Raw genomic sequence first — 24,002 nt, 5'->3', positions numbered from 1 at the left:
CCGCTGCGGCAGATACACTGCAATACAAAGGCAGGCAGGCGTGCGGTCTACGGCGCTATAGACTGCACGGCATTCCCCCTTTGACAGAGGCTTGAACCGATGGAACATGTCGATCACATTCTCATCGTCGACGACGACCGCGAGATCCGTGAACTGGTAGGCAACTACCTGAAGAAGAACGGCCTGCGCACAACAGTGGTCGCCGATGGCCGGCAGATGCGCAGCTTCCTTGATGCCAACACCGTCGACCTGATCGTGCTCGACATCATGATGCCCGGCGACGATGGCCTGCAGCTGTGCCGCGAATTGCGTGTGGGCAAACACAAGGCGACGCCGGTGCTGATGCTCACCGCGCGCAACGATGAGACCGATCGCATCATCGGTCTGGAAATGGGCGCCGACGATTACCTGAGCAAACCTTTCGCCGCCCGCGAACTGCTGGCGCGGATCAACGCCGTGTTGCGCCGCACGCGCATGTTGCCGCCGAATCTGGTGGTCACCGAAGCCGGACGCCTGCTGGCGTTCGGTCGTTGGCAGCTGGACACCTCGGCCCGCCACTTGCTCGACAGCGACGGCACCATGGTTGCCCTCAGCGGTGCCGAATACCGCCTGCTGCGGGTGTTCCTCGACCATCCGCAACGGGTGCTCAGCCGCGATCAACTGCTCAATCTGACCCAGGGCCGCGAGGCCGATCTGTTCGATCGCTCGATCGATCTGCTGGTCAGTCGCCTGCGTCAACGCCTGCTGGACGATGCTCGCGAGCCGGCCTATATCAAGACCGTGCGCAGTGAAGGTTATGTGTTTTCGCTGCCGGTCGAACTGCTCGGAGCTTCGGCATGAAACTCAAGCTGCAATGGCCGCGCACCCTCGCCTCGCGCCTGTCGCTGATCTTCCTGATCGGGCTGATTCTGGCGCAGGGCCTGTCGTTCGGCGCGCAGTATTACGAGCGTTACCAGAGCGCGAAAAGCACCATGCTCGGCAACCTCGAAACCGACGTCTCGACGTCGATGGCCATCCTCGATCGCCTGCCCGCCGCCGAACGCGAGGCCTGGCTGCCGCGTCTGGCCCGGCGCAATTACGGTTACCTGCTCAATGAGGGCGAACCGGGCATGCCGGTGACCTCGGCTGAAAAGTCCGTCGCGATTGCCTCGATTACGGCGGCCATCGGCGACACTTATCCCATCGTGTTTACCGAAGTTCCCGGCGGTCCGAGACAACATTTCCAGGGCCACTTGCGCCTGAGCGACGGCAGCCCGGTGACCATCGATATCCGTCCGGCGATGGTGCCGTTGTCGCCGTGGTTGCCGGTGGTGCTGCTCGGCCAACTGGCGTTGCTGATCCTCTGCACCTGGCTCGCCGTGCGCATTGCCATCCGTCCCCTCACCCGCCTCGCCAACGCCGTGGAAACCCTCGACCCCAACGCTCATCCGATCAAGCTCGACGAGCAAGGGCCGACCGAAGTGGTTCACGCCGCGCGGGCGTTCAACGCCATGCAAACGCGCATCGCCGCCTACTTGAAAGAACGCATGCAACTGCTCGCGGCGATTTCCCACGACCTGCAAACGCCGATCACCCGGATGAAACTGCGCGCAGAATTCATGGACGACTCGGTCGAGAAAGACAAACTGAGCAGCGACCTGGGCGAAATCGAGCATCTGGTGCGCGAAGGCGTGGCTTACGCTCGCAGCGTTCACGGCGCCACCGAAGAAAGCCGGCGTACTGATCTCGACTCGTTCCTCGACAGCCTGGTCTTCGACTATCAGGACATGGGCAAGGACGTGCAGCTCGGCGGCAAAAGCAAAGCGGTAATCGAAACCCGTCCGCAGGCCCTGCGCCGGGTGCTGGTAAACCTGACCGACAACGCCCTGAAATTCGCCGGCGCCGCGCAATTGCAGGTCGAAGCGCAGGGCGACAGCCTGTCGGTGAAAGTCCTCGATCGCGGCCCGGGCATCGCCGAGGCCGAACTGGCGCAGGTGCTGGAACCGTTCTACCGCGTGGAAAACTCGCGCAATCGTGATACCGGCGGCACCGGGCTCGGGTTGGCGATCGCCCAGCAATTGGCCTTGGCGCTCGGTGGCTCGCTTATGTTGAGCAATCGTGAAGGTGGCGGGGTGTGCGCTGAACTGAAGTTGCCGCTGCCACGCTGAGAAAAACACCGACTAGACTCATTCATTACCCAGTCGAGGGGGCCGCAGGACGTCTGCTGTGCCCTGCCCCAATCCGTGACCACCGCCCGGTGGCGCCTGCCTCGACATTCAACGCCGCCGGACGGTGATCCTGTTTCAGGAGCACACGTGATGAATGAGGCGAAGCTCAACGAATTCATGGGCAAACTGGTCAACGACATGGGTGGTGCGGCGATGCTGGCCAATGTCATTGTCGGCGAAGAACTCGGTCTGTACCGGGCAATGGCCGACAGCCAACCGATCAGCCCCGAAGCCCTTGCGGCGAAAACCACCTGCAATCCCCGCCTGGTACGCGAATGGCTCAGCGCCCATGCCGCATCAGGCTATATGGAACACGTTGACGGTCAATTTCGCTTGCCTGAAGAACAGGCACTGGCGCTGGCCGTGGAGGATTCGCCGGTGTATGTCGCTGGCGGTCTCGGCGTGGTGGCGTCGTTTTTCCATGACAAGGACAAACTGGTCAAGGCCATGCGCGGCAATGGCGCCTTGTCTTGGGGCGATCACCACCCGTGCATGTTCAGCGGCACTGAACGCTTCTTCCGCCCCGGCTACAAAGGTCACCTGATTGCCGAATGGCTGCCGGCCCTGGACGGCGTGGTGGCCAAGCTGGAACGCGGGGCCAAGGTTGCCGACATCGGCTGCGGCCACGGCGCCTCGACGGTGATCATGGCCCAGGCGTTTCCGAAATCGCAGTTTGTCGGCTTCGACTTCCATGCGCCGTCAGTCACCGTCGCCACGCAACGCGCCGAAGAAGGTGGCGTGGGCAATCGCGCCAGATTTTTCGAGGGCACGGCGAAAAACTATCCCGGCGGCGACTACGACCTGATCTGCTTTTTCGACTGCCTGCACGACATGGGCGACCCGGTCGGCGCCGCTCGCCACGCTTATGAGTCGCTGAAAGGTGATGGCACGGTGTTGCTGGTGGAACCGTTCGCCAACGACAAACTGGACGACAATCTCAACGCGGTCGGGCGCCTGTTCTACGCCGCCTCGACGTTTATCTGCACGCCCAATTCGCTGTCCCAGGAAGTCGGCCTCGGGCTCGGTGCGCAGGCTGGGGAAATGCGCCTGCGCAAAGTCTTTGTCGAGGCTGGGTTCAAGCAGTTCCGCCGCGCCACGCAAACGCCGTTCAATCTGATTCTGGAGGCGCGCAAGTAACCCGTGCGGATCGCGTGCTAACCTGCCAGCACTGCCCATTCTGGAGTGCTGAGCATGCTCGATAGCCCGATCCGCGAACATCTCGATACGCTGTTGCAGGCCATGGCCGACGATAAATTCCTGATATTGACCGGCGCCGGCATCAGCACGCCATCGGGCATTCCGGACTATCGCGACAGCGACGGCGTGCGTCGTGGGCGGCAGCCGATGATGTATCAGGAGTTTCTCGCCGCCCCGGAATCACGCCGGCGCTACTGGGCGCGAGCGATGCTCGGCTGGCCCCGCGTGCGTCAGGCCCGACCGAATGCCGCGCATGAGGCGCTGGCGACATTGCAACAGCGTGGCCGGATCAGCGCTTTGATCACGCAGAACGTCGATACCTTGCACGATCAGGCCGGCAGCCACGATGTGATCGAACTGCACGGCAGCCTGCATCGAGTGCTGTGCCTGGATTGCGGGCAGCGCAGCGAGCGCGACGCGATCCAGCGCCAGATGGAGGCACACAATCCCTACCTGAGTGGTGTTGATGCGGTGCAGGCGCCGGATGGCGATACCTTGCTCGACCCGGCATTTGAAGCGCGCTTTCAGGTACCGCAGTGCCCGCATTGCGCGGGTGAGCGGATGAAACCGGATGTGGTGTTTTTTGGCGAGAACGTGGCGCAACCGACGGCCGCGCGGGCCTTGGCCGCTGCCGAGAATGCGGCGGGGTTGTTGGTGGTGGGATCGTCGTTGATGGCGTATTCCGCGTTTCGCTTGTGTCGGGTGATTGCCGAGCGTGGCAAGCCGTTGATGGCGATCAATCTGGGCAAGACCCGGGCGGATGATTTGCTCGATTTGAAGATTGAAGGGTCGTGTGAGGAGCTTTTGCCGTGGTTGGTGGAGGAGCTGGGGCGGTGAGTTTTCGAGTATTGCGCTCGACTTGAGATTTGCCCCTCACCCTGGCCCTCTCCCGAGGGAGAGGGAACTGATCGAAGTGTTCTGGCTTAGTGCGCCCGATCCAGCCCCGCCAGCAATGCGCTGTCGTGGCTGTAGATGTCCGGCGCATAACGCACATGGCCGCTGCTGTCGACTTGCGCCGTCCAGTAGGTCATCAGGATCGGCACCGGCGCCGACAGGCGAAATTCATGGGTGGTGCCGGTTGCCAGCAAAGTCTCGGTGCGAGCTTTTTCTGCCGGGGACAGCAGCAGATCGCGCAGTTGCAGCGGGTGCTCGACGCGCACACAACCGGAGCTGAACGCCCGTGGGCCTTTGTCAAACAGCGCCTTGCTCGGCGTGTCGTGCAGGTAGACCGAGAACGGGTTGGGGAAACGGATGACCATTTGGCCCAGCGGATTGCGGGGGCCGGCGTCCTGACGCAGGAGGATGTTGCCGGGGTTGTCCCAGTCGATGTCCGCTGCCGCCAGAGGCTGACCGTTGGCATCGAGCACTTGCAGGTTCTGGCGGCTGAGGAAAGTCTGGTCCTTGCGGATTTCCGGCAGCTTGTCTTCTTTCCAGATGGTCGGCGGTACGGTCCAGGTCGGGTTCAGCGTCAGGCGGGTGACGCGGGATTTGAGCAGCGGCGTCTGGCGTTCCGCGCGGCCGACCTGGGTGCGGGTCTGCCACACCGGTTGACCGCCCTGATACAGCGTCAGCTCAGCGGCCGCGACATTCACCACCAGACCGCTGGGTTCCATGTCCTGGGCCATCCAGCGGAAACGTTCCAGATTGACCCGCAACTGATCGCGACGGGTCAGCGGGCTGATGTTCAGCTCGGCAATAGTGCCCGGCCCGACCACGCCGTCAGCCTGCAACGAATGGCTGGCCTGAAAATGCTTCACTGCCTCCACCAGCACGTCATCATAGGCGTTGTCCGGTGTCACCAGTGCGTGTGCCAGATAACCTTCGCTGTACAAGCGTCGGGCCAGTTCCGGCACGCGCGGGTCTTCCATCGCCGGACGCAGCAACGGGCCGTTGCCCACCGGCTGCCATTGCGGCGGGGCTTGCAAGCGTTGCGCGGCGTACAGCTGACGCAGGCTTTGATATTGCGGTAGATGCGGACGCGCCAGGTCGAACGCCGCAGCAATATCGTTCATGCCCGGCACGGCAATACTGAGCAGTTGCGCCTGACGATCGGTCGGCGGGCCGTCGACACGCCACAGCGGTTCGAAATGCGATTGCAACAGACGGCCGTAATGCAGATCCTGCAAGGCCTGCAGGTAGTTGCGGCTGATGTCGATGTCGGCGCACAACTCGCCATCCTGCGGCGGCGTAGTGGCCACGGCGTAGCGATTCGGATTCAACCCATCATCGGCCAGCAGCTGCAATTGCGCGCGCAATGCCGGCAAGCGTGCCGACTCACTCGCCCACACCGGCATCCAGTCCTGCTGTTCATAAAACGCCTGCAATTGGCTCAACGCCGGGCCATTGAGACGCGGAGCGATGGCCGGGCACGACTGCGCCAGGCTGATCAAAACCGCCTGCAACGGGCTGCGCGGCTCGACCGGCAATTGCGTTTCAGGCGTCGGCAGGGTTTCGAGCGGGGGCAGCGGCTCATCGGCGCAAGCGACAAACGGCGCAGCGAGCAAACAAATGCTCAAGTAGCATGCGTACTTTTTGAACAACTGCTTTACTCCAATCCATGGCCGTCCAGATGACGGTCAACCTTACATCAGGTGCGCTGAACAGTCAGGCTCGAATCGCGAGCCTGCGGGTATTGACTGGGAGTCAGGAGCCAAAGTGCCGTTTATGTAGCAAGTTGAGGACACTTTATAAAATGTTGACGTTTTTGCGCCGACTTCTGTTGAGCACCGCGACCCTTGTCGCCGTGACCAGCCCAGTATTTGCCGCCGGCAAGCCATCGCCGGTTCTCTACAACAGCCTCGCCCACGCCGCGCCGGAACTCAATCCCCAGGCGCTCAAAGGTGCATTGAACGCCATGCAATGCGCGGTTAACAATGGCGCGAAACCCTCGCGACATCTGGCGATCATCGATTATTCGCAACCGTCCACCGAACGCCGTCTGTGGATCTTCGATCTGAGCAAAAAGAAACTGGTGCTGCGTGATCTGGTTGCCCACGGTTCCAACTCCGGGGAAAACTTCGCCACGCAGTTTTCCAATCGCGAAGGCAGTTATCAGTCCAGCCTCGGTCTGTTCCGCACTCAGGAAAGCTACGAAGGTACTCACGGCTATTCGCTGCGCATGGATGGTCTGGAACCCGGTTTCAATGACCTGGCCCGTGATCGCGCGATCGTGATTCACGCCGCCAGTTACGTGAACCCGCTGTGGAGCAAGCGTCAGGGGCGTATCGGCCGCAGTCAGGGTTGCCCCGCCGTACGGCCGCAGATCGCCAAACAGGTGATCGATCGCCTGAAGAACGGCCAGTTCATGTTTTCCTGGTATCCGGATCAGCGCTGGCTGCAAAAGTCACCGTATCTGAACTGCCAGCCGCAACAGGTGGCGAGCATTCTCAATACCCGCGCCAGTTAACGCGCGTCGCCCCCGGTGGGTTTGTAGAACAGGAACCTGCCGGTCTGCGCCGTGTTGCGATAGGCCTTGGCCCAGCTCGGGTGCACGCCGCGATCGTGAAAATACAGGGCACCGCGCGTGCGGTCCTTGAGCTGACGGTTCAATGCCTTGCCAGCGATTTCCTTGGCCAACGCGTATTCGGCGTCTTCCTTGACCTGATCGGGCTTGCCATCGCACCACCAGGAAAACTGGCAATTGCCGCTTTCCGAGCCTTGCTTGACCACCGCGCACACTGTGTCGGGAAAGCCGTCGTGGCCGAGGCGATTCATCACCACACTGGCGACGGCTTCCATTTCCGGGGTGTCCTTGCCCTTGGCTTCCCAATAGATACTGCGCGCCAGACAGGTCAGCGGATCGTCCAGCGGCGCGGCGCCGGCCGGGTCTACCGCCTGCGCTTCGGTGGGGGTGATGGCCTCGGATTTTGGCGCTGGCGCGGCGCTGACTTTATCCGCCGCTTTCTCCTCCAGCACCTCGGCTTTCTGTTCGGCCTTGGCCTCGATCGGCGCCTGCGCCCCGGCCCATGCTGCGCCGGTCAAAAAGATCCACAACAAACCGCCCGCCAAGCCTTTCGATCCCATGTCGATTCTTCCGTCAGCGCCCGCCCGGGGCAAGATGTTACGTCGGTGAGACGCCCGGTTTGCGGGGTCTTCGCAGAGTGTAGCGAGCAAATGCGCGGGCACACCAGCGCAGAAAAAAATCCGCCGCAAAGAAAAACACATTCACTCACCGGGGGCCTTTCGCGCATCATGGGCGCATTCAGCTCAAGGGAGATTTCCATGCGCTTCATGCCGTCCGTTTTGCGTTGTGCCGCACTGTCGCTGGGCGTGGTGTTCGCCACCTCGGCGCTGGCTGCCGATGAACTGCAATTGATCGAGTCGATCAACAGCTATCGCAGCCAGCCGCAGCGTTGCGGCACGCAGGCATCGAACGAGTTGCCACCGCTGTCGGCCGATCCACGTCTGCGCCTGCCGGCCAGCGGCGCGGTCGATCTGCAGCAGGCCATGACCAGCGCCCACTACCCGATGGTCAACGTGCAGGCGATCACCCTCAACGGCCCGCGCGATGCAGCGGCGGCGATGCAGGCGATCAAGGAAAGCTTCTGTAAGGTGGTGCTCGATCCGCAGTTCGTCGATATCGGCGTCAACCGTGTCGACCGCGACTGGCGCATAGTCCTCGCGCGGCCGTTGCTGACGGCGAAACTCGGCGATGCACAAAGCGAAGGGCAAAAGCTGCTGGCGCAACTCAATACCGCGCGCGGCCAGGCGCGCCAGTGCGGCGGGCAGTCCTTCGCGGCGGCAGCACCGCTGGCGTGGAATGCCACGCTGGGCACGGTCGCTCAGGATCACAGCCGCGACATGGCCAACAACAATTACCTCGACCACAAGGACCGCGACGGCCGCACGCCAGGCGACCGCGCCGAGCTGTCCGGTTACAGTGGGCAACTGGTCGGCGAGAACATCGCCGCCGGGCAAGACACCGTCGGCAAGGTCGTCGACGGCTGGCTCGCCAGCCCCGGGCATTGCGCCAATCTGATGAATCCGCAATATCAGGAACTGGGCGCCGCCTACGCGACCGACCCGAAAAGCAACGCCGGCATTTACTGGACGGCAATGTTTGGCGCACCGTAAGGCATCATCGACGCCGTCAATCACTCGGTCAGCCAGAGTGATTGGACGGCATGGCGAACGCAGCCTACCCTGCGCGATCTGCGCCCGCTGACGGCGCTCCACATCCACGAGGCGAGCCCATGACACAGCGTGAATTGATCGATGGTCACAACCGCCGCGTGGATTATCTGCGCCTGTCGGTCACCGACCGCTGCGATTTTCGCTGCGTCTATTGCATGGCCGAGGACATGCAGTTCCTGCCGCGCCAGCAGATCCTCACCCTCGAAGAGCTGTTCCAGGTAGCGCAAAGCTTCGTTGCCCTCGGCACGCGCAAGATCCGCCTCACGGGTGGCGAACCGCTGATCCGCCCCGGCGTCGTGCAACTCTGCGAACAGATCGCCGCCCTGCCCGGCCTGCGCGAACTCTGCCTGACCACCAACGGCTCGCAATTGGGCCGACTGGCCCAGCCGCTGTTCGACGCCGGGGTCAAGCGCCTGAACATCAGCCTCGACAGTCTCGATCCGCAGCGCTTCAAAGAGCTGACCCGCACTGGCGATCTGGCGCAGGTCATCGACGGCATCGATGCCGCCCGTGCCGCCGGTTTCAACCGTACCAAGCTCAATTGCGTGGTGATGCAGGGCCGCAACGATCACGAGATCAACGATCTGGTCAGTTTCGCCATGGAGCGTGATCTGGATATTTCCTTCATCGAAGAGATGCCGCTGGGCGCGATCGCCGAACACAGCCGCGCCGAATCCTTCTATTCCAGCGCGCAAGTACGCGAACGCATCGCCGAACGTTTTACCCTGATCGACTCGACCGAATCGACGCAAGGGCCGTCGCGCTACTGGCGCGTGGCCGAAGCACCGAACATTCGCCTGGGCTTCATTTCGCCACACAGCCACAACTTCTGCGGCACCTGCAATCGCGTGCGCCTGACCGTCGAAGGTCGCTTGCTGCTGTGCCTGGGCAACGAGCATTCGATGGACCTCAAAGCGGTATTGCGTGCCCATCCGGGCCACCCGGAACGTGTGGAGAACGCGATCATCGAGGCGATGAAACTCAAGCCGTATCGACACAACTTCGAAGTCAACGACGACGTGCAAGTGGTGCGTTTCATGAACATGACCGGCGGCTGATCCGCCGCGCAACCGGGACCGCGAGATGATCGTCAGACCGAGACCCAATCAGTTCGCCGTGCTGTTCACCCTCAAAGGCTCGATCGCCAAACGCATCGCCGTGCGCACTTTGATGCTGACACTGCTGGCGGCGGCGATTGTGCTGATCGAACTTCTGGTGCCGAGCTACTTCGCCCAGATCAATTCGACACCGTTCACCCTGCTCGGTCTGTCGCTGTCGATCTTCCTGAGCTTTCGCAACAACGCCTGTTACGACCGTTGGTACGAGGGCCGCAAGGCCTGGGGCGAGGTGCTGTTGCGGGTGCGCGCGGTGATGCGCGAAACCCAAGGCATCGATGACTCGCGCCTGCGTGGGCAACTGTTGCGCAACCTGTGCGGTTTCGCCCACGCGCTGAATGCGCGGTTGCGTGGAGACAGTGAGGAGCAGGCCAGTGCCGACTGGGTCAGCCCGCCGATCGATGGGTCCGCGCCGGATCACTGCGGCCAGATCATTCATCAGGTCGGGCGCCAGTGTTCCGAGCTGGAAACGGCCGGTGTGCTGTCGCCATGGCGTTATCAATTACTGGCCAATCACCTGACCTGCCTGAGCCAGGCCCAGGCCGTGTGCGACCGCATCAAGAACACGCCACTGCCCTTCCCTTACACCCTGCTGCTGCACCGCACCATCTACCTGTTCTGCCTGTTGCTGCCGTTCGCCATGGCACAATCGCTGGGTTGGTTGACGCCGCTGTTCACGGCAATTGTCAGCTACACCTTCTTCGGCTTCGACGCGATTGCCGATGAACTCGAAGACCCGTTCGGCCGTGATGAGAACGATCTGCCGACCGATGCGCTGGTGCGTACCCTGGAGCGCGATGTGCTTTACGAACTCGGCGTCTCGCCGTTGCCGCCCGCGCCAGAGCCGGACGATTACGTGCTGCGCTGATGACGCCGTAAAGCGCCACCGACGAATCTTCCATTTACACGCGCGCAAATTCCCCCTTACTATCCGGGCACACCGGTCGCCGGGCCTGCCCAGCCGCCGACGCTTTCCGCCAACGGAAACACGCGTTATGAGTACGTCACCACAACAACCGCAAAGGTTGCACGTCTCTGCTGTACGCGCCCACTGCAACAGGGGCCGCGTATGAACCGCATCGTCAATCTGCCCATGGCCCTGCGCCGTTCCAAGCTGCGTCACTCCGCACGCCCGCCGGATATCGCCATTCCTGCCTGATCGCGTGAGCTGTAACCGCGACAGTCAATTTCCCGATTTTCCTGATATCCCTGCCGGGACACTTACGCCTTTTTGTCGCGTCGTGTCCGGCCGAATCTGCGCGCCTGTGCGGCGCCACCGTGAGTGATTTGCCATGAAATTCGCAGCCATCGAAGACGCACGCCTGTTCCTCGAACAGAACCCCGATATCGACATGATCGAACTGTTCATCCTCGACGCCAACGGCGTGCCGCGCGGCAAGCTGTTGCACCGCGAAGAACTGCTCGCCGTATACGAAAGCGGTCGACCGCTGCCGAGCACCATCCTTGGCCTGACCGTACAAGGCGAAGACGTTGAAAACTCCGGACTGGTCTGGGATGTGGGCGACATCGACTGCCGCGCCTATCCGCTGCGAGGCAGTCTGGTGCGCTTGCCGTGGCGGCAGATTCCGACCGCTGCGGTACAGGTCAGCATGCACCCGAGCGAGGGCATGCCGGCGAGCATCGCTGACCCTCGGCACCTGCTGATCAGAGTCATCGACGGGCTCAAGGCCGAGGGCTATCACCCGATCATGGCCTGCGAGCTGGAGTTCTATCTGCTCGACGCCAAACGCGATCACAACGGCCGCCCGCAACCGGCGCTGGACGCTGACGGCGGACGACCGCGACACACGCAAGTCTACGGTTTGCGCGAGCTGGAGCAGATCGAGCCGTTCCTCGCCGACCTCTACAGCGCGTGCAAACTGCACGGTATTCCGGCGCGCACGGCGATCTCCGAATACGCCCCGGGGCAAGTGGAAATCACCCTTGAACACGGCGATGCGCTGGAAGCGATGGATCAGGCGGTGCGCTACAAGCGTCTGGTCAAAGGCGTGGCGCACAAGCACGGCATGCAGGCGACGTTCATGGCCAAACCGTTCGATGATCTGGCCGGCACCGGCATGCACATGCATGTCAGCCTGGCCGATGCCGAGGGGCGTAATTTGTTCGCCTCTGAAGACCCGGCCGGCACGCCGCTGTTGCGCACGGCGATCGGCGGCATGCTCGCCTCGCTGCTCGATTCGCTGCTGCTGTTCTGCCCCAACGCCAACTCCTACCGGCGTTTCCAGGCCAACAGCTACGCGCCACTGGCGCCGACCTGGGGTGTCGATAACCGCACGGTCAGCCTGCGCGTACCCGGCGGCCCGGCGCCGACACGACACATCGAACACCGCATCTGCGGCGCCGATGCCAACCCTTATCTGGCAGCGGCAGCGATCCTCGCCGGCATTCATCGCGGCATCCGTGAAGAGCTGGATCCGGGGGCACCGGTCGAGGGCAATGGTTATGCTCAGGCAAAAGAATTGTTGCCGACCGATTGGCTGACGTCGTTGCAGGCGCTGGAAAATTCCGCGTGGGCACGGGAGGCGTTGGGGCAGGAATTCCTTGGGGTGTATCTGGCGGTGAAGCGTGCCGAGTATCGGCAGTTCATGGCTGAAGTGGGTGAGCAGGATTGGCGGTGGTACCTGACCGAGGCTTAACGATCCGACACCGAACCTGTGGGAGCGAGCCTGCTCGTGAAGGCGTCGTCACATTCAACATTTTGGGTGACTGACACACCGCTTTCGCGAGCAGGCTCGCTCCCACAGGGAATGCACTTCGAACCTGGAATTTTTTGTGGATCCTGACATGACCATTCGCTGCAATTCCTACTACACCGCCACCCTCAACCAAGACACCGACTACCCGACCCTGCAAGGTCGGCACAAGGTCGATGTGGTGATCATCGGCGGCGGTTTCACTGGCGTCGCCACTGCCGTCGAACTGGCGGAAAAAGGCCTGAAAGTCGCCATCGTCGAAAGCCACAAGATCGGCTGGGGCGCCACCGGGCGCAATGGCGGGCAAGTCACCGGCAGCCTCTCCGGCGACGGTGCAATGCGCAAGCAAATGCGCGCGAAACTGGGCGATGACGTGGACGATTTCATCTGGCATCTGCGCTGGCGCGGGCATGAAATCATCCGCCAGCGCGTCGAGAAATATGCGATCCAGTGCGACCTCAAACACGGCCACTTGCACGCGGCGTACAAGCCGAGCCACATGGTCGATCTGCGCAAGGATTACGACGAAGCCGTGCGTCGCGGATTAGGCGATGAAGTGAGCCTGCTCGACCGCAGCCAGGTTCGCGACCTGCTGCAAAGCGAGCTCTACCAAGGCGCAATCAAGAACACCCGCAACATGCACCTGCACCCGCTCAACCTGTGCATTGGCGAAGCACGCGCAGCCGAAAGCCTGGGCGCGCTGATCTTCGAAAACAGTGAAGTGCTGGAGATCATCCACGGCGACACACCTGGCGTGCGCACCTCTCACGGTCAGATCGACGCCAATCAGGTGATGCTCGCCGGTGACGTCTATCACAAGCTCGAACCGGGTCAGCTCAAGGGCAAGATTTTCCCGGCCATGGGCGGCATCGTCACCACCGCACCGCTCGGTGATCTGGCGCAACAGATCAACCCCGAAGACCTCGCCGTGTACGACTGCCGCTTCGTCCTCGATTACTACCGACTCACCGCCGACGGCCGTTTGCTGTTCGGCGGCGGCGCCAACTACAGCGGCAAGGATTCGCGCGACATCGCTGCGGAACTGCGCCCGTGTATCGAACGCACGTTCCCGGCGCTAAAAGGTGTGGCGATCGATTACCAGTGGAGCTGCGCGATGGGCATCGTCATCAACCGCATCCCGCAACTGGGCAAGCTTTCGGACAACGTCTGGTATTGCCAGGGCTACTCGGGTCACGGCATTGCCACCACGCACATCATGGGCGAGATCATGAGCCGCGCGATCACCGGGCAAATGGAGCAATTCGACACTTTCGCCGCGTGCCAGCACATTCGCGTGCCGATGGGCGACCTGCTGGGCAACCCGTTGCTGGCGGCGGGGATGTGGTATTACCAGATGCTCGAACGTTTGCGCTGACTGGACCGGCCCTATCGCGAGCAGGCTCGCTCCCACATTGGATTTGTGCACGACACAACACCCTGTGGGAGCGAGCCTGCTCGCGAAGAGGCCCTCAAACCCCACACACACTCAATCCGGCAACTGCTCCACGACAATCCCCAACCGCCGATAATCCTCGACATTCCCCGACCCGGGATGCCGCTCGGTAATCAACCTATGCAGGCGCGTACACGGCGCCACCACAAACGGCTCCACCGCGCCCAGCTTGTCCGCCGTGGTCACCGCAATCACCCGCGTTGCACTGTCGAGCATCGCCTGTTTGATCGGCACTTCATCGAAATGCAGCGAGGTGATCCCCACTTCGGGATGAATCGCACACACCCCGGTAATTGCCAGATCCGCCTTGATTCCCGCCAGCAGTCGCAGCGCTTCCTGACCACTGGCCGACATCGAATGCGGATTCAATTCACCGCCCGCCAGAATCACTTTCACGCCCTTGTATTCGGACAAGGCAATCGCCGTCAGCGGTGAGGCGGTCACCGCGGTGATGCGGATGTCGGCAGGTAATGCGCGCGCCACCTGCAAGGTGGTCGAGCCGGAATCGAACAGCACAATCTGCCCGTCCTCGATGTGCTGCGCCGCCAATTGCGCCAGGCGCACCTTGACCTCGTCGGTCTCATCCAGACGGGTGAAGTAATCCTTGCCCGAATCCTTCGGTCGCGGCAACGCCCCGCCATGCACGCGCTGCACCAGTCCGGCGCTGTCCAGCTCGGCGAGGTCGCGGCGGATGGTGTCTTCGGACACTGCGAAATGCTGGCTCAGCTCGGAGGCCATGACCTTGCCGTCACGTTCGAGAAGCAAAAGGATTTTCTGCCGGCGCAGGGACGGCAATTCGGCGATGGAGTGGTCGTGCATGGTTATGCCTGTTTGTGCTTATAGTTGCAGGTTTCAGCGACACTAGCGAAAGTCTCAGGCAAATACAAACGCAACGGCTATCAATGCTTTCGATCATTGGAATCAACAAGGCGAATTTTTTCTTTGCGCTGCGCCTGTTCACAATGGCCCCACTCTCAAAAGCTCAGGATGCACAGCCCATGAATCTCAACTTCGCCTTCGCCTGCATGATCGTCGTGTCGTTCGCGATTGCCTTGGGCCACGCCTGACCTGCACCAACAACGCCGGGGCAAAATGCAGCAGCACCATCCGGCTCAGATGATGCGTCAGGATAAACACCACATTCAGCCCGCCGCCAAACGCGACAATCGCAATCGTCTCGATCGCGCCCGGCATGTACGCCAGCCACAGCGCCAGCGGATCAGTGCCCAGCCAGCGCGCAGCTACCTCGGCAAACGCCGCTGCGACGACGATCATCAAGCCGACCGAAACCAGAGCGGTGCGCCCATGCCGCGCCAGTTCTGCGATGCCGAGCCCCTGAAAACGTGAGCCGATACGCACGCCAAGAATCAGTGCGGCCAGGTTCAAACTCCACTCCGGCATGTGAAAGCCGTGCAGCCATCCCGACTTCACAAATACAGCGGTTATGAGAATCGCGGTAAGCATGAATGGCGCCGGGACGCCGACCAGCAACAGCAAGCGGCCGAGCAATACGCTCAGCGCGATGACAGAGAACGCGGTCAGCGCCATGCCTGTGGTCAACGGATCGCTGGCGACTTCAGCCACCGCCGCTTGCCCGGGAATGAGCAAACTCACCAGCACGGTGATCAACAGCAGCCGCATCAGATGCACGATGATGACTTTGCTCGAAGCCTTTTCCGATTCAAGCAAATCGAACACTGCGGCCAATGCGCCAGGATAGACCGCCAACAGTGCGTCGGTGCGGTTCCAGCCGGCACCGCGTGTCAGCCACCAGCCAGCAAGGGCGATTTGTACGGTCAGGCAGATCAGCAACACGCCAAGGCTGGGCAACATCGTAGTGGCCGTTTCGCTGTCCCACGCTTCGAACATCAGCCCAGTGGCAATGCCCAGCGTGACCTGGATGTAGCCCAAGCCATAAGGAGTTGCCGGGGCGATGCCGGTTTTGCTGGCAAACAACGCGGTAACGACAATCGAGCCCAGCAGCAAGCCGTGGGGTACGCCTTCAAACTGCAATAACGCGCCGAAACCGGCCGCAATCAACAAGCACACAATGGATTTCATAGTTCGCCTTCCTGGCTATCCAACTGACACACCACCATTCCCCGGTAGGAGCTGCCGAAGGCTGCGATCTTTTGGGACGCAGAGCGTCCCCGGCTGCATTCCCACGCAGAGCGTGGGAACGATCAGATCGCAGCCTTCGGCAGCTCCTACAGGGGGATTTGCGTTTCTATGCGCGAAGCCGGGCGATCGCCCGTCGGTATTTTTCGATACGCTCAAGATCATCCCAACTCGGCGAGGCGATCCGCGAGATATCGCTGTTTTCCTCCAGGTCCGCCAGCTTCACTGCTCGCCCGATCGGGTTTCGCGCGGCGCGGTCGACAAAATCCTCGTAGGCCTCACCCGGCACTTTGGTCACCGCTGCAATCGCCGCCAGCACCTCTTCGCTGAAACCTTCCCCGCGCAAATCATCCAGACTCACCCCGCAATCCTCGACCACATCGTGCAGCACAGCGACGATGCGCTCTTCCAGCGTATTCATGCGCAACATGACTTTCAGCGGATGCAGAATGTACGGCGCCCCGCCCTTGTCCACCTGCCCGGTGTGGGCCGTGGCGGCAATGGCGATGGCGCGTTCGAGGGTTTGGGCCATGGGAATCGAATCCTGCGCTGAATGTTTCTGATTGTTGCGCAGTGTACGCGAAGATCGCTCAGCGCAAACCGATTGAACCTTGCCCGCCCTCGCCGCCTCGAAACCAGACAAGCGCCAAATCACCGATCAGACGCGGCGCCATTGGAGAGGAATTGCCGATGAAAACCCGACTGCTGCTCCTGATCGCTACGTTTGCCATCATCCCCACCTGCGTCATGGCTGAAGGCTGCGACGTGCAGACCCGCTCCTCCAGCGCCTCGGTGCCCGCCGTGGAAACCCACAGCTGCTACGAATACGAAGGCATGCCCGTGGACTCCATCAACTGGTCCTGCAGCAACGAAACCAAGGACACCCTCAACGCCACCAAGAAAAAAGTCGATCGCTGCGACGACCACTACCAGGCCACATGCACCGCCCGCCTCACCCAGGAATCCTTGGCCAACCCGCACTCGACCAGCAAAGACAAAAGCGCCAAACCGCTGAACATGCCCGACAACGCCAAAGTCACCACGTATTACTACGACGGCGAGCACCTGGCGCAGGCAAAGATTGATTGTGAGAACAGCGGCGGGAACTGGAAGGCTAAGTAACCTCGGTCATCGAGGATTGCCTGATAGAAAGCCCGGCTTGATGCCGGGCTTGCTGCATCTGCAAACAGCTTCAACCCTCACCAGCACCGTTGCTGGTGCCGCTGTCGTTCGATTGCTTCGAACCACTGGGTTTGGAACCCGAAGGTGTCGAGCCGTCATTGTTGGTGGTGTTGCCCTGTGTGCCTTTGGGCACGGTGGCACCGTTGGAATGAATGTCTTCCGGCGCACTCGGATTGGTCTGGCTGTTGCCGTCGTTAGCGGTGGGTTCAGGGGTGTCGTTGGCGGCTGTTGCGTAGAGCGAAGTGGCGGATAACAGCGTGGCCAGGGTGAATGCTGCGAGGTTGGATTTGCGCATGTTTGCGGTTCCTTTGCGGGGGTGAGTTATGCATTGGAAGCGCGTGCGCGGGGAAAATGCGGGAGGGCTGACGAATGGCAGGAACAAACAACCCGACACCTCAAAAGATATCGGGTCAACAAAAAAATAATGCGTTATCCGATCAGAAATTCGCCGGCGTATTCGCGCTGATTATCTCTGCCTCATCCGCGCCGATATTGCGAAACTTATGCGGCAACGTCGTCGGAAAGTAATACCCGTCCCCCGCACTCAGCACACTCACCTGCCCGTCCACGGTCAGTTCCACCGTGCCGCGCGTGACCAGTCCGCACTCTTCGCCTTCGGCGTGCACGATCGGCTCGTCGCCGGAGCTGGCGCCGGGGGCGTATTGTTCGCGGAGCAGGCGCATCTGACGGCTGGGGACAGAGGCGCCGATGAGCAGCAGGCGCAGGCCGTGGCGGCCGAGGTCGGGTTGTTCGTTGGCGCGGAATACGTATTGGTGTTCGCGTGGGGGCTGGTCGAAGGTGAAGAAGTCGGCCAAGGACATCGGTATGCCTTCGAGCAGCTTTTTCAGCGAGCTGACGGAGGGGCTGACGCGGTTCTGTTCGATCAGCGAGATGGTCGCGTTGGTCACGCCGCTACGCCGGGCGAGCTCGCGCTGGGAGAGTTTGTAGCTTTCGCGTACTAGTTTGAGTCGAGAACCCGTATCCATGACAGCCTTATGTAAAAGCGACTTAAGGGCGATGGGGGTGGGTGGCGGGTGACGCGCAGGTCGCGCGGATCACGTTGCTCCCGTGTCCCGGAACCGTGAAAGGCGGCTATTAAATCACGTTTGCGGGTGTTGCTCAGCAGGTTCGATGGATGGTGCGGCAAAAGTCCTGTTGGCCTTGGCAATACAGTCACTGTGGGAGCGAGCCTGCTCGCGAAAGCGTAGTGTCTGGCGAATCGATGTCGCCTAATATGGCCTCTTCGCGAGCAGGCTCGCTCCCACAGTGGACATCAGTGGTTTTGCATAAGTGAAAAACCGGCGAGGTCTTTCGGACCGCCGCCGGGAGGTCAATCAGACGCCGAACCGGTCGCGCAGGGAGTAGTAGACGGCACCCAGAGCGGTGAGCGGTGCGGAGAAGGTGCGGCCGCCGAGCATCGGCATGTGCGGCAGCGAGGCGAAGGCGTTGAAGCGTTCGGCGTCGCCGCGGATCATTTCCGAGATCAGTTTGCCGGCCAGGTGCGAGCAGGTGACGCCGTGGCCGCTGTAGCCCTGCATGTAGTAGGCGTTCTTTTCGATACGGCCGAATTGCGGCATGCGCGACATGGTCAGCAGGAAATTGCCGGTCCAGCGGTAGTCGATCTTCACGTCTTTGAGCTGCGGAAAGGTCTTGAGGATCTTCGGCCGGATCAGTTGCTCGATATCGTCCGGCTCCCGCGCGCCGTAGACCACACCACCACCGTAAAGCAGGCGGTTGTCAGCGGTCAGGCGGTAGTAATCCAGCAGGTAGTTGCAGTCCTCGACGCAGTAATTATTGGTGATCAGACTGCGTGCCTGCTGCTCGGTCAGCGGTTCGGTGACGACGATCTGCGAGCCGCACGGCATGCTTTTCGCGGTAACACGATTGTCTAGACCTTGTGGGAGATAAGCGTTGCCGGCGATCAACAGGTATTTGGCGCGGACCAGGCCTTTGGCAGTGCGCACGGTGATCGGCTCGCCATAGGTAATTTCGACCGCCGCCGACTGTTCGTAGATCTTGCCGCCCAAACGCACGATGGCAGCGGCCTCTCCTAGCGCCAGATTCAACGGATGGACGTGGCCGCCCTGCATGTCCAGCAAACCGCCAACGTAGGCGTCGGAACCCACTTCGCGACGAATATCCGCTGCATCGAGCATCTTCAGATTGCGGTTGCCGTAGCGTTCCCAGTTGCGCTTCTGCTCGGCCAGGCCGTTGAGCTGTTTCTTGTTCATCGCTGCGAAAATACCGCCCGGGCGGTAGTCGCACTTGATGTCGTAATCCTTGATGCGCGAACGAATGATATCGGCGCCTTCGAAGATCATGCTGCCGAGGATTTCTGCAGTCTTGTCGCCGTAGCGCTCTTCGATGACATCGACGTCGCGGCTGTAGGAGTTGACCAGTTGTCCGCCATTGCGACCGCTGGCGCCATAGCCGACTTTCGCCGCTTCCAGCACGGTGACTTTGTAGCCGGCTTCGCTGAGGAACAGCGCCGAGGACAGACCGGTATAACCGGCGCCGATGATGCAGACGTCGCAATCCAGCGCTTCTTCGAGAATCGGGAAGTCGATGACTTCGTTGCGGGTGGCGGCGTAGTAGCTGTTTACGTGTTGCTGTTTCATAGGTTTCTCCGAGGGCCGCCAACCAGGGGCGGCCGCCGCTGTAAAAGAGTCAGAGCTTGATCCAGGTCGCTTTCAGCTCGGTGTACTTGTCGAACGCGTGCAGCGATTTGTCGCGACCGTTGCCCGATTGCTTGAAGCCACCGAATGGCGCGGTCATGTCGCCGCCGTCGTACTGGTTGACCCAGACGCTGCCGGCGCGCAGGCCGCGGGCGAAGGTGTGCGCCTTGCTCAGGTTGCTGGTCCACACCCCGGCGGCGAGGCCGAAGATGCTGTCGTTGGCGATCTGCAGGGCTTCTTCGGCAGTGTCGAAGGTGATCAGCGACAGCACCGGGCCGAAGATTTCTTCTTGGGCGATAGTCATCGCATTGGTCACGCCGTCGAAAATCGCTGGCTGCACGTAGAGGCCGCCGGTTTCTTCGAGGGTGCGTTGGCCGCCGGCAATCAACTCGGCGCCCTGCTCGCGGCCGATGCTGATGTAGCGCAGCACGTTGTCCAGTTGGCGCTGGTCGACCACGGCGCCGACGGTGGTCGCCGGATCCAGTGCGTGCCCCGGTTTCCACGCTTGCAGCGCTTCCACCAGCAGCGGAATGAACTGCTCGCGAATCGAGCGCTCGACCAGCAGACGCGAGCCGGCAGTGCAGACTTCGCCCTGGTTGAAGGCGATGGCACTGGCCGCCGCTTGGGCTGCCGCGCGCAGGTCCGGGGCGTCAGCAAATACCACGTTCGGGCTCTTGCCGCCGGCCTCGAGCCAGACGCGTTTCATGTTGCTCTGCCCGGCATAGATCATCAGCTGCTTGGCGATCGCCGTGGAGCCGGTGAAGGCCAGCACGTCGACGTCCATGTGCAACGCCAATGCCTTGCCGACGGTGTGGCCGTAGCCCGGCAGCACGTTGAACACGCCCTTCGGAATACCCGCCTCCAGCGCCAGTTGCGCGATGCGGATGGCGGTCAGCGGTGATTTTTCCGAAGGCTTGAGAATGAACGAGTTACCCGCCGCCAGCGCCGGGGCAAACTTCCAGCTGGCCATGATCAGCGGGAAATTCCACGGCACGATCGCTGCGACCACACCGGACGGCTCACGGGTGACGAGGCCGAGTTGGTCGTGCGGCGTGGCAGCGACTTCGTCGTAGATCTTGTCGATGGCCTCGGCGCTCCAGCGGATCGCGTTGGCGGTCGCCGGGATGTCGATGTTCATCGAATCGCTGATCGGTTTGCCCATATCGAGGGTTTCCAGCAGCGCCAGTTCTTCCTGGTGCTGCAGGATCAGATCGGCGAAGCGGATAAGAACGCGCTTACGCTCGGCCGGGGCTTTTTTCGCCCAGATGCCAGAGTTGAAGGACTGGCGCGCGGCTTCGACGGCCAGGTTGGCGTCGGCTTCATCGGTGCTGGCGACGGCGGCAAGAAAGCGGCCATCGACCGGGCTCAGGCATTCGAAGGTGTCGCCGCTGATCGCCGGGCGATATTCACCGTCGATGAAGGCGCGGGATTCGATGGACAGGGACTGGAAGCGTTGTTCCCAGTCGTTGCGGGTTGTGGTCATTGTTTTGAGCTCGACAAGGGGGAATTTGGGGGTTGGTCTGGTTGCTTTGCCTGGCCGGGAATCGCTGCCCTCACCCTAGCCCTCTCCCAGAGGGAGAGGGGACCGATCGGGGGATGTCTGGTAACTGCGCCGACCTGAAAAATTTTTGCCGAATCCATCATCGACTGGATCGTTCAGGTCGCCGGATATCTCCAGACGACGCGGTCAGTCCCCTCTCCCTCCGGGAGAGGGTTAGGGTGAGGGGCTTTTGATCTTCAGACCGTATGCAGATACCAGTTGTACTCAAGGTCAGAAATCGAGTTCTCGAACTCGGCCAGCTCGCTTTCCTTGCAGGCGACGAACACGTCGATGTACATCGGGTCGATGTAGCGGGCCATGACTTCGCTGTCGTCGAGCTCGCGTAGAGCGTCGCGCAGGTTGTTCGGCAGGCTCTGCTCGTTCTGCTCGTAGCTGTTGCCCTCGACCGGGGCGCCCGGTTCGATCTGGTTGGTCAGGCCGTGGTGAATACCGGCCAGCACCGACGCCATCAGCAGGTACGGGTTGGCATCGGCACCGGCGACGCGGTGTTCGATGCGTACGGCATCCGCTGAACCGGTCGGCACGCGCACGGCCACGGTGCGGTTGTCGATGCCCCAGCTCGGCGAGTTCGGTACGTAGAACTGCGCGCCGAAGCGGCGGTACGAGTTGACGTTCGGGCAGAGAAACGCCATTTGCGCCGGCAGGGTCTCGAGCACACCGCCGATCGCGTGACGCAGTGCGGCGTTCTGCTCGGGATCCTCGCTGGCGAAGATGTTGTTGCCTTCTTTGTCGAGAATCGAAATGTGCACGTGCAGACCGTTGCCGGCCTGGCCCGGATACGGCTTGGCCATGAAAGTCGTGTCCATCTCGTGGTCGTAGGCGATGTTCTTCACCAGACGCTTGAGCAGAACCGCGTAATCGCAGGCCTTGATCGGGTCGGAGACGTGATGCAGGTTGACTTCGAACTGCGCCGGGGCGCTTTCCTTGACGATGGCGTCAGCGGGAATGCCCTGCTCTTTCGCGCCTTCGAGGATGTCTTGCAGGCAATCGACGTATTCGTCGAGATCGTCGATCAGGTAGACCTGGGTCGACACCGGACGCTTGCCGGATACCGGTGAACGTGGCGATTGCGGACGGCCATTCACGTTGTCCTGGTCGATCAGGTAGAACTCGAGTTCGAACGCCGCGCAGATGGTCAGGCCAAGGTCGTCGAATTTGCGCACAACGTTGGCCAGCACTTCACGCGGGTCGGCGAAGAACGGCTGGCCTTCGATCTCGTGCATGGTCATCAGCAGTTGAGCGGTCGGGCGTTTTTGCCACGGCTCGATGCTCAGGGTGCCGGGGATCGGGTAGCAGATGCGATCAGCATCGCCAATATCCAGGCCCAGGCCGGTGCTTTCCACCGTCGAGCCGTTGATGTCCAGCGCGAACAACGACGCCGGCAGGTTGATGCCTTTTTCGTACACCTTATGAAGACTGGTGCGTTCGATACGCTTGCCGCGCACCACACCGTTCATATCCGCAATCAGAAGGTCGACGTACAAAACCTCAGGATATTTCTTAAGGAATGCGTTGGCTTCGTTGAGTTGAACGGTACGCAGAGGGACCGACATGATGCACCTATTTAGCTGTTAATTATTATGTTCACCACTGTGTTGCGCAGCCAGTCAATCCGAAAGGCAAAGTGAAGTCAATAGCGAACACCCCGCCCTGCAGCCTTTATTTTTCGGGCTTTTCTTAACACTCTCGTGCCATATCCGCCGGCAAACCCCGGCAAACCTGAGTGATTTGATGAACGGCGTTTAGAATTTTTTACATGGCAGTTGTTAATTAAAATCAACGAGGCTAAGCTCCGGAAAAGCTCGTTCAAGTGACAGACTTCGAGGTGAATAAAAATGGCATTCAAGCCATTGATCGGCGTTACTGCGTGCGTCAAACAGATTGGCCTGCACCCCTATCACATCAGCGGCGACAAGTACGTACGTGCTGTCAGCGTTGGCGCCCAAGGGTTGCCAGTGGTCATTCCTTCCCTCGGCAATCTGACTGAAATCGATGACCTGCTCGGTCAGCTCGACGGTCTGTTGCTCACCGGCTCTCCCTCGAACGTGGAGCCCTTCCACTATCAAGGCCCGGCCAGTGCCCCCGGCACGGATCACGATCCGGCACGCGACGCCACCACCCTTCCTTTATTGCGTGCAGCCATCGCGGCGGGCGTTCCGGTGCTCGGCATCTGCCGTGGCTTCCAGGAAATGAATGTGGCGTTTGGCGGCAGCCTGCATCAAAAGGTGCACGAGCTGCCCGGCATGCTCGATCACCGTGAAGCCGACAGCCCGGATGTGGCCGTGCAATACGCACCAGCCCATGCGGTCAGCGTGATCGCTGGCGGTGTGTTCGAAGCGCTGGAGTTGGCCGACGAATTTCAGGTCAATTCGATTCACAGCCAAGGCATCGACCGCCTCGCCCCCGGCCTGCGTGCTGAAGCCGTGGCACCGGACGGTTTGATCGAGGCGATCTCGGTCGAGCACAGCCCGACCTTCGCCCTCGGCGTGCAATGGCATCCGGAATGGCAGGTGCTGGACAACCCGAACTACCTGAGGATTTTCCAGGCGTTCGGCGCAGCGTGCCGGCAACGGGCGGCGAAGCGCAGTCAGCGCTGACGCAATCCCAGACCAGATAACGATTTACTGCCCCCACGGCTGGCGGGTGT

22 protein-coding genes are annotated in these 24,002 nt (G+C 61.4%); 12 read left to right on the top strand and 10 right to left on the bottom strand.

All coding sequences use genetic code 11. The annotated features are described in order from the left end of the window. Positions 1-99 precede the first annotated feature (99 nt). The 4 genes from JWU58_RS11310 (at position 100) to JWU58_RS11295 (ending at position 4,241) form a co-directional block, all read left to right on the top strand. Positions 100-840: a response regulator gene (locus tag JWU58_RS11310; protein WP_024013314.1), complete on the top strand. Its 741-nt coding sequence runs from the start codon at positions 100-102 to the stop codon at positions 838-840. Further along, entirely contained in the window at positions 837-2,147 is a 1,311-nt protein-coding gene (locus tag JWU58_RS11305) for a sensor histidine kinase (protein ID WP_206421965.1), read from the top strand. The genes JWU58_RS11310 and JWU58_RS11305 overlap by 4 nt, the downstream gene beginning before the upstream one ends. Before the next feature lie 150 nt (positions 2,148-2,297). Then, positions 2,298-3,344, top strand: coding sequence for a class I SAM-dependent methyltransferase (locus tag JWU58_RS11300; RefSeq protein WP_206421963.1), 1,047 nt, complete (start codon positions 2,298-2,300; stop codon positions 3,342-3,344). 54 nt (positions 3,345-3,398) lie between these two features. Beyond that, positions 3,399-4,241, top strand: coding sequence for an NAD-dependent protein deacetylase (locus JWU58_RS11295; RefSeq protein ID WP_110600971.1), 843 nt, complete (start codon positions 3,399-3,401; stop codon positions 4,239-4,241). Positions 4,242-4,327: 86 nt separating this feature from the next. Here JWU58_RS11295 and JWU58_RS11290 read toward each other — a convergent pair whose 3' ends face one another. Then, positions 4,328-5,944 carry a L,D-transpeptidase family protein gene (locus JWU58_RS11290; RefSeq protein ID WP_206421962.1) on the bottom strand — a complete coding sequence of 539 codons (1,617 nt, stop codon included), beginning with the start codon at positions 5,942-5,944 and terminating at the stop codon, positions 4,328-4,330. 152 nt (positions 5,945-6,096) lie between these two features. Here JWU58_RS11290 and JWU58_RS11285 point away from each other — a divergent pair, with 152 nt between their 5' ends. After that, positions 6,097-6,810, top strand: coding sequence for a murein L,D-transpeptidase catalytic domain family protein (locus JWU58_RS11285; protein WP_206421961.1), 714 nt, complete (start codon positions 6,097-6,099; stop codon positions 6,808-6,810). Here JWU58_RS11285 and JWU58_RS11280 read toward each other — a convergent pair. Further along, positions 6,807-7,427: a cell wall hydrolase gene (locus JWU58_RS11280; protein ID WP_206421959.1), complete on the bottom strand. Its 621-nt coding sequence runs from the start codon at positions 7,425-7,427 to the stop codon at positions 6,807-6,809. The genes JWU58_RS11285 and JWU58_RS11280 overlap by 4 nt on opposite strands. Before the next feature lie 198 nt (positions 7,428-7,625). On the opposite strand from JWU58_RS11280, the gene JWU58_RS11275 reads away from it, so the two are divergent. The 5 genes from JWU58_RS11275 (at position 7,626) to JWU58_RS11255 (ending at position 13,741) form a co-directional block, all read left to right on the top strand. Then, a complete protein-coding gene (locus tag JWU58_RS11275) occupies positions 7,626-8,477 on the top strand; it encodes a CAP domain-containing protein (protein ID WP_122612209.1) in 852 nt (283 codons plus the stop codon). Positions 8,478-8,596: 119 nt separating this feature from the next. Continuing rightward, on the top strand, positions 8,597-9,595 hold the full coding sequence (gene moaA / locus JWU58_RS11270) for a GTP 3',8-cyclase MoaA (RefSeq protein WP_123442197.1): 999 nt from the start codon (positions 8,597-8,599) through the stop codon (positions 9,593-9,595). A gap of 25 nt (positions 9,596-9,620) precedes the next feature. Further along, complete coding sequence (locus tag JWU58_RS11265; protein WP_123442196.1) at positions 9,621-10,520, top strand: bestrophin family protein; 900 nt, start codon at positions 9,621-9,623, stop codon at positions 10,518-10,520. A gap of 424 nt (positions 10,521-10,944) precedes the next feature. Beyond that, complete coding sequence (locus JWU58_RS11260) at positions 10,945-12,309, top strand: glutamine synthetase family protein (protein ID WP_206421958.1); 1,365 nt, start codon at positions 10,945-10,947, stop codon at positions 12,307-12,309. 148 nt (positions 12,310-12,457) lie between these two features. After that, on the top strand, positions 12,458-13,741 hold the full coding sequence (locus tag JWU58_RS11255; RefSeq protein ID WP_206421957.1) for an NAD(P)/FAD-dependent oxidoreductase: 1,284 nt from the start codon (positions 12,458-12,460) through the stop codon (positions 13,739-13,741). Between the two features lie 111 nt (positions 13,742-13,852). Here JWU58_RS11255 and JWU58_RS11250 read toward each other — a convergent pair whose 3' ends face one another. From JWU58_RS11250 to JWU58_RS11240, 3 genes are all read right to left on the bottom strand, one after another. Beyond that, the gene (locus JWU58_RS11250) at positions 13,853-14,638 is read right to left on the bottom strand and encodes a DeoR/GlpR family DNA-binding transcription regulator (protein WP_095181991.1); all 786 of its coding nucleotides are present in this window, start codon (positions 14,636-14,638) and stop codon (positions 13,853-13,855) included. Positions 14,639-14,824: 186 nt separating this feature from the next. Continuing rightward, positions 14,825-15,880, bottom strand: a complete 1,056-nt coding sequence (locus tag JWU58_RS11245) for an AbrB family transcriptional regulator (protein WP_206421955.1) — start codon at positions 15,878-15,880, stop codon at positions 14,825-14,827. Positions 15,881-16,046: 166 nt separating this feature from the next. Further along, complete coding sequence (locus JWU58_RS11240) at positions 16,047-16,469, bottom strand: HD domain-containing protein (RefSeq protein WP_206421953.1); 423 nt, start codon at positions 16,467-16,469, stop codon at positions 16,047-16,049. A 158-nt stretch (positions 16,470-16,627) separates the two neighbouring features. Here JWU58_RS11240 and JWU58_RS11235 point away from each other — a divergent pair, with 158 nt between their 5' ends. Then, entirely contained in the window at positions 16,628-17,059 is a 432-nt protein-coding gene (locus tag JWU58_RS11235; protein WP_024013328.1) for a hypothetical protein, read from the top strand. A 70-nt stretch (positions 17,060-17,129) separates the two neighbouring features. On the opposite strand, the gene JWU58_RS11230 is transcribed toward JWU58_RS11235, so the two are convergent. From JWU58_RS11230 to JWU58_RS11210, 5 genes are all read right to left on the bottom strand, one after another. After that, positions 17,130-17,414 (bottom strand): hypothetical protein, encoded by a 285-nt coding sequence (locus tag JWU58_RS11230; RefSeq protein ID WP_206421951.1) that lies wholly within the window; start codon positions 17,412-17,414, stop codon positions 17,130-17,132. Between the two features lie 142 nt (positions 17,415-17,556). Continuing rightward, a complete protein-coding gene (locus JWU58_RS11225) occupies positions 17,557-18,105 on the bottom strand; it encodes a cupin domain-containing protein (protein ID WP_093102357.1) in 549 nt (182 codons plus the stop codon). A 348-nt stretch (positions 18,106-18,453) separates the two neighbouring features. Then, positions 18,454-19,737, bottom strand: a complete 1,284-nt coding sequence (locus tag JWU58_RS11220) for an NAD(P)/FAD-dependent oxidoreductase (protein ID WP_024013330.1) — start codon at positions 19,735-19,737, stop codon at positions 18,454-18,456. A gap of 49 nt (positions 19,738-19,786) precedes the next feature. Next, a complete protein-coding gene (locus JWU58_RS11215; protein ID WP_110600952.1) occupies positions 19,787-21,277 on the bottom strand; it encodes an aldehyde dehydrogenase in 1,491 nt (496 codons plus the stop codon). A 254-nt stretch (positions 21,278-21,531) separates the two neighbouring features. Beyond that, positions 21,532-22,908 (bottom strand): glutamine synthetase family protein, encoded by a 1,377-nt coding sequence (locus JWU58_RS11210; RefSeq protein WP_007918694.1) that lies wholly within the window; start codon positions 22,906-22,908, stop codon positions 21,532-21,534. 282 nt (positions 22,909-23,190) lie between these two features. Between JWU58_RS11210 and JWU58_RS11205 the strand changes: the two genes are divergently transcribed. Continuing rightward, the gene (locus JWU58_RS11205; protein ID WP_206421950.1) at positions 23,191-23,952 is read left to right on the top strand and encodes a gamma-glutamyl-gamma-aminobutyrate hydrolase family protein; all 762 of its coding nucleotides are present in this window, start codon (positions 23,191-23,193) and stop codon (positions 23,950-23,952) included. Positions 23,953-24,002 lie beyond the last annotated feature (50 nt).

Origin of the sequence: Pseudomonas atacamensis, from assembly GCF_017167965.1 — a bacterium.
GTDB lineage: Bacteria > Pseudomonadota > Gammaproteobacteria > Pseudomonadales > Pseudomonadaceae > Aquipseudomonas > Aquipseudomonas atacamensis.
The sequence above is the reverse complement of the archived record's forward strand: the minus strand, read 5'-3'. Positions and strand labels throughout refer to the sequence as shown.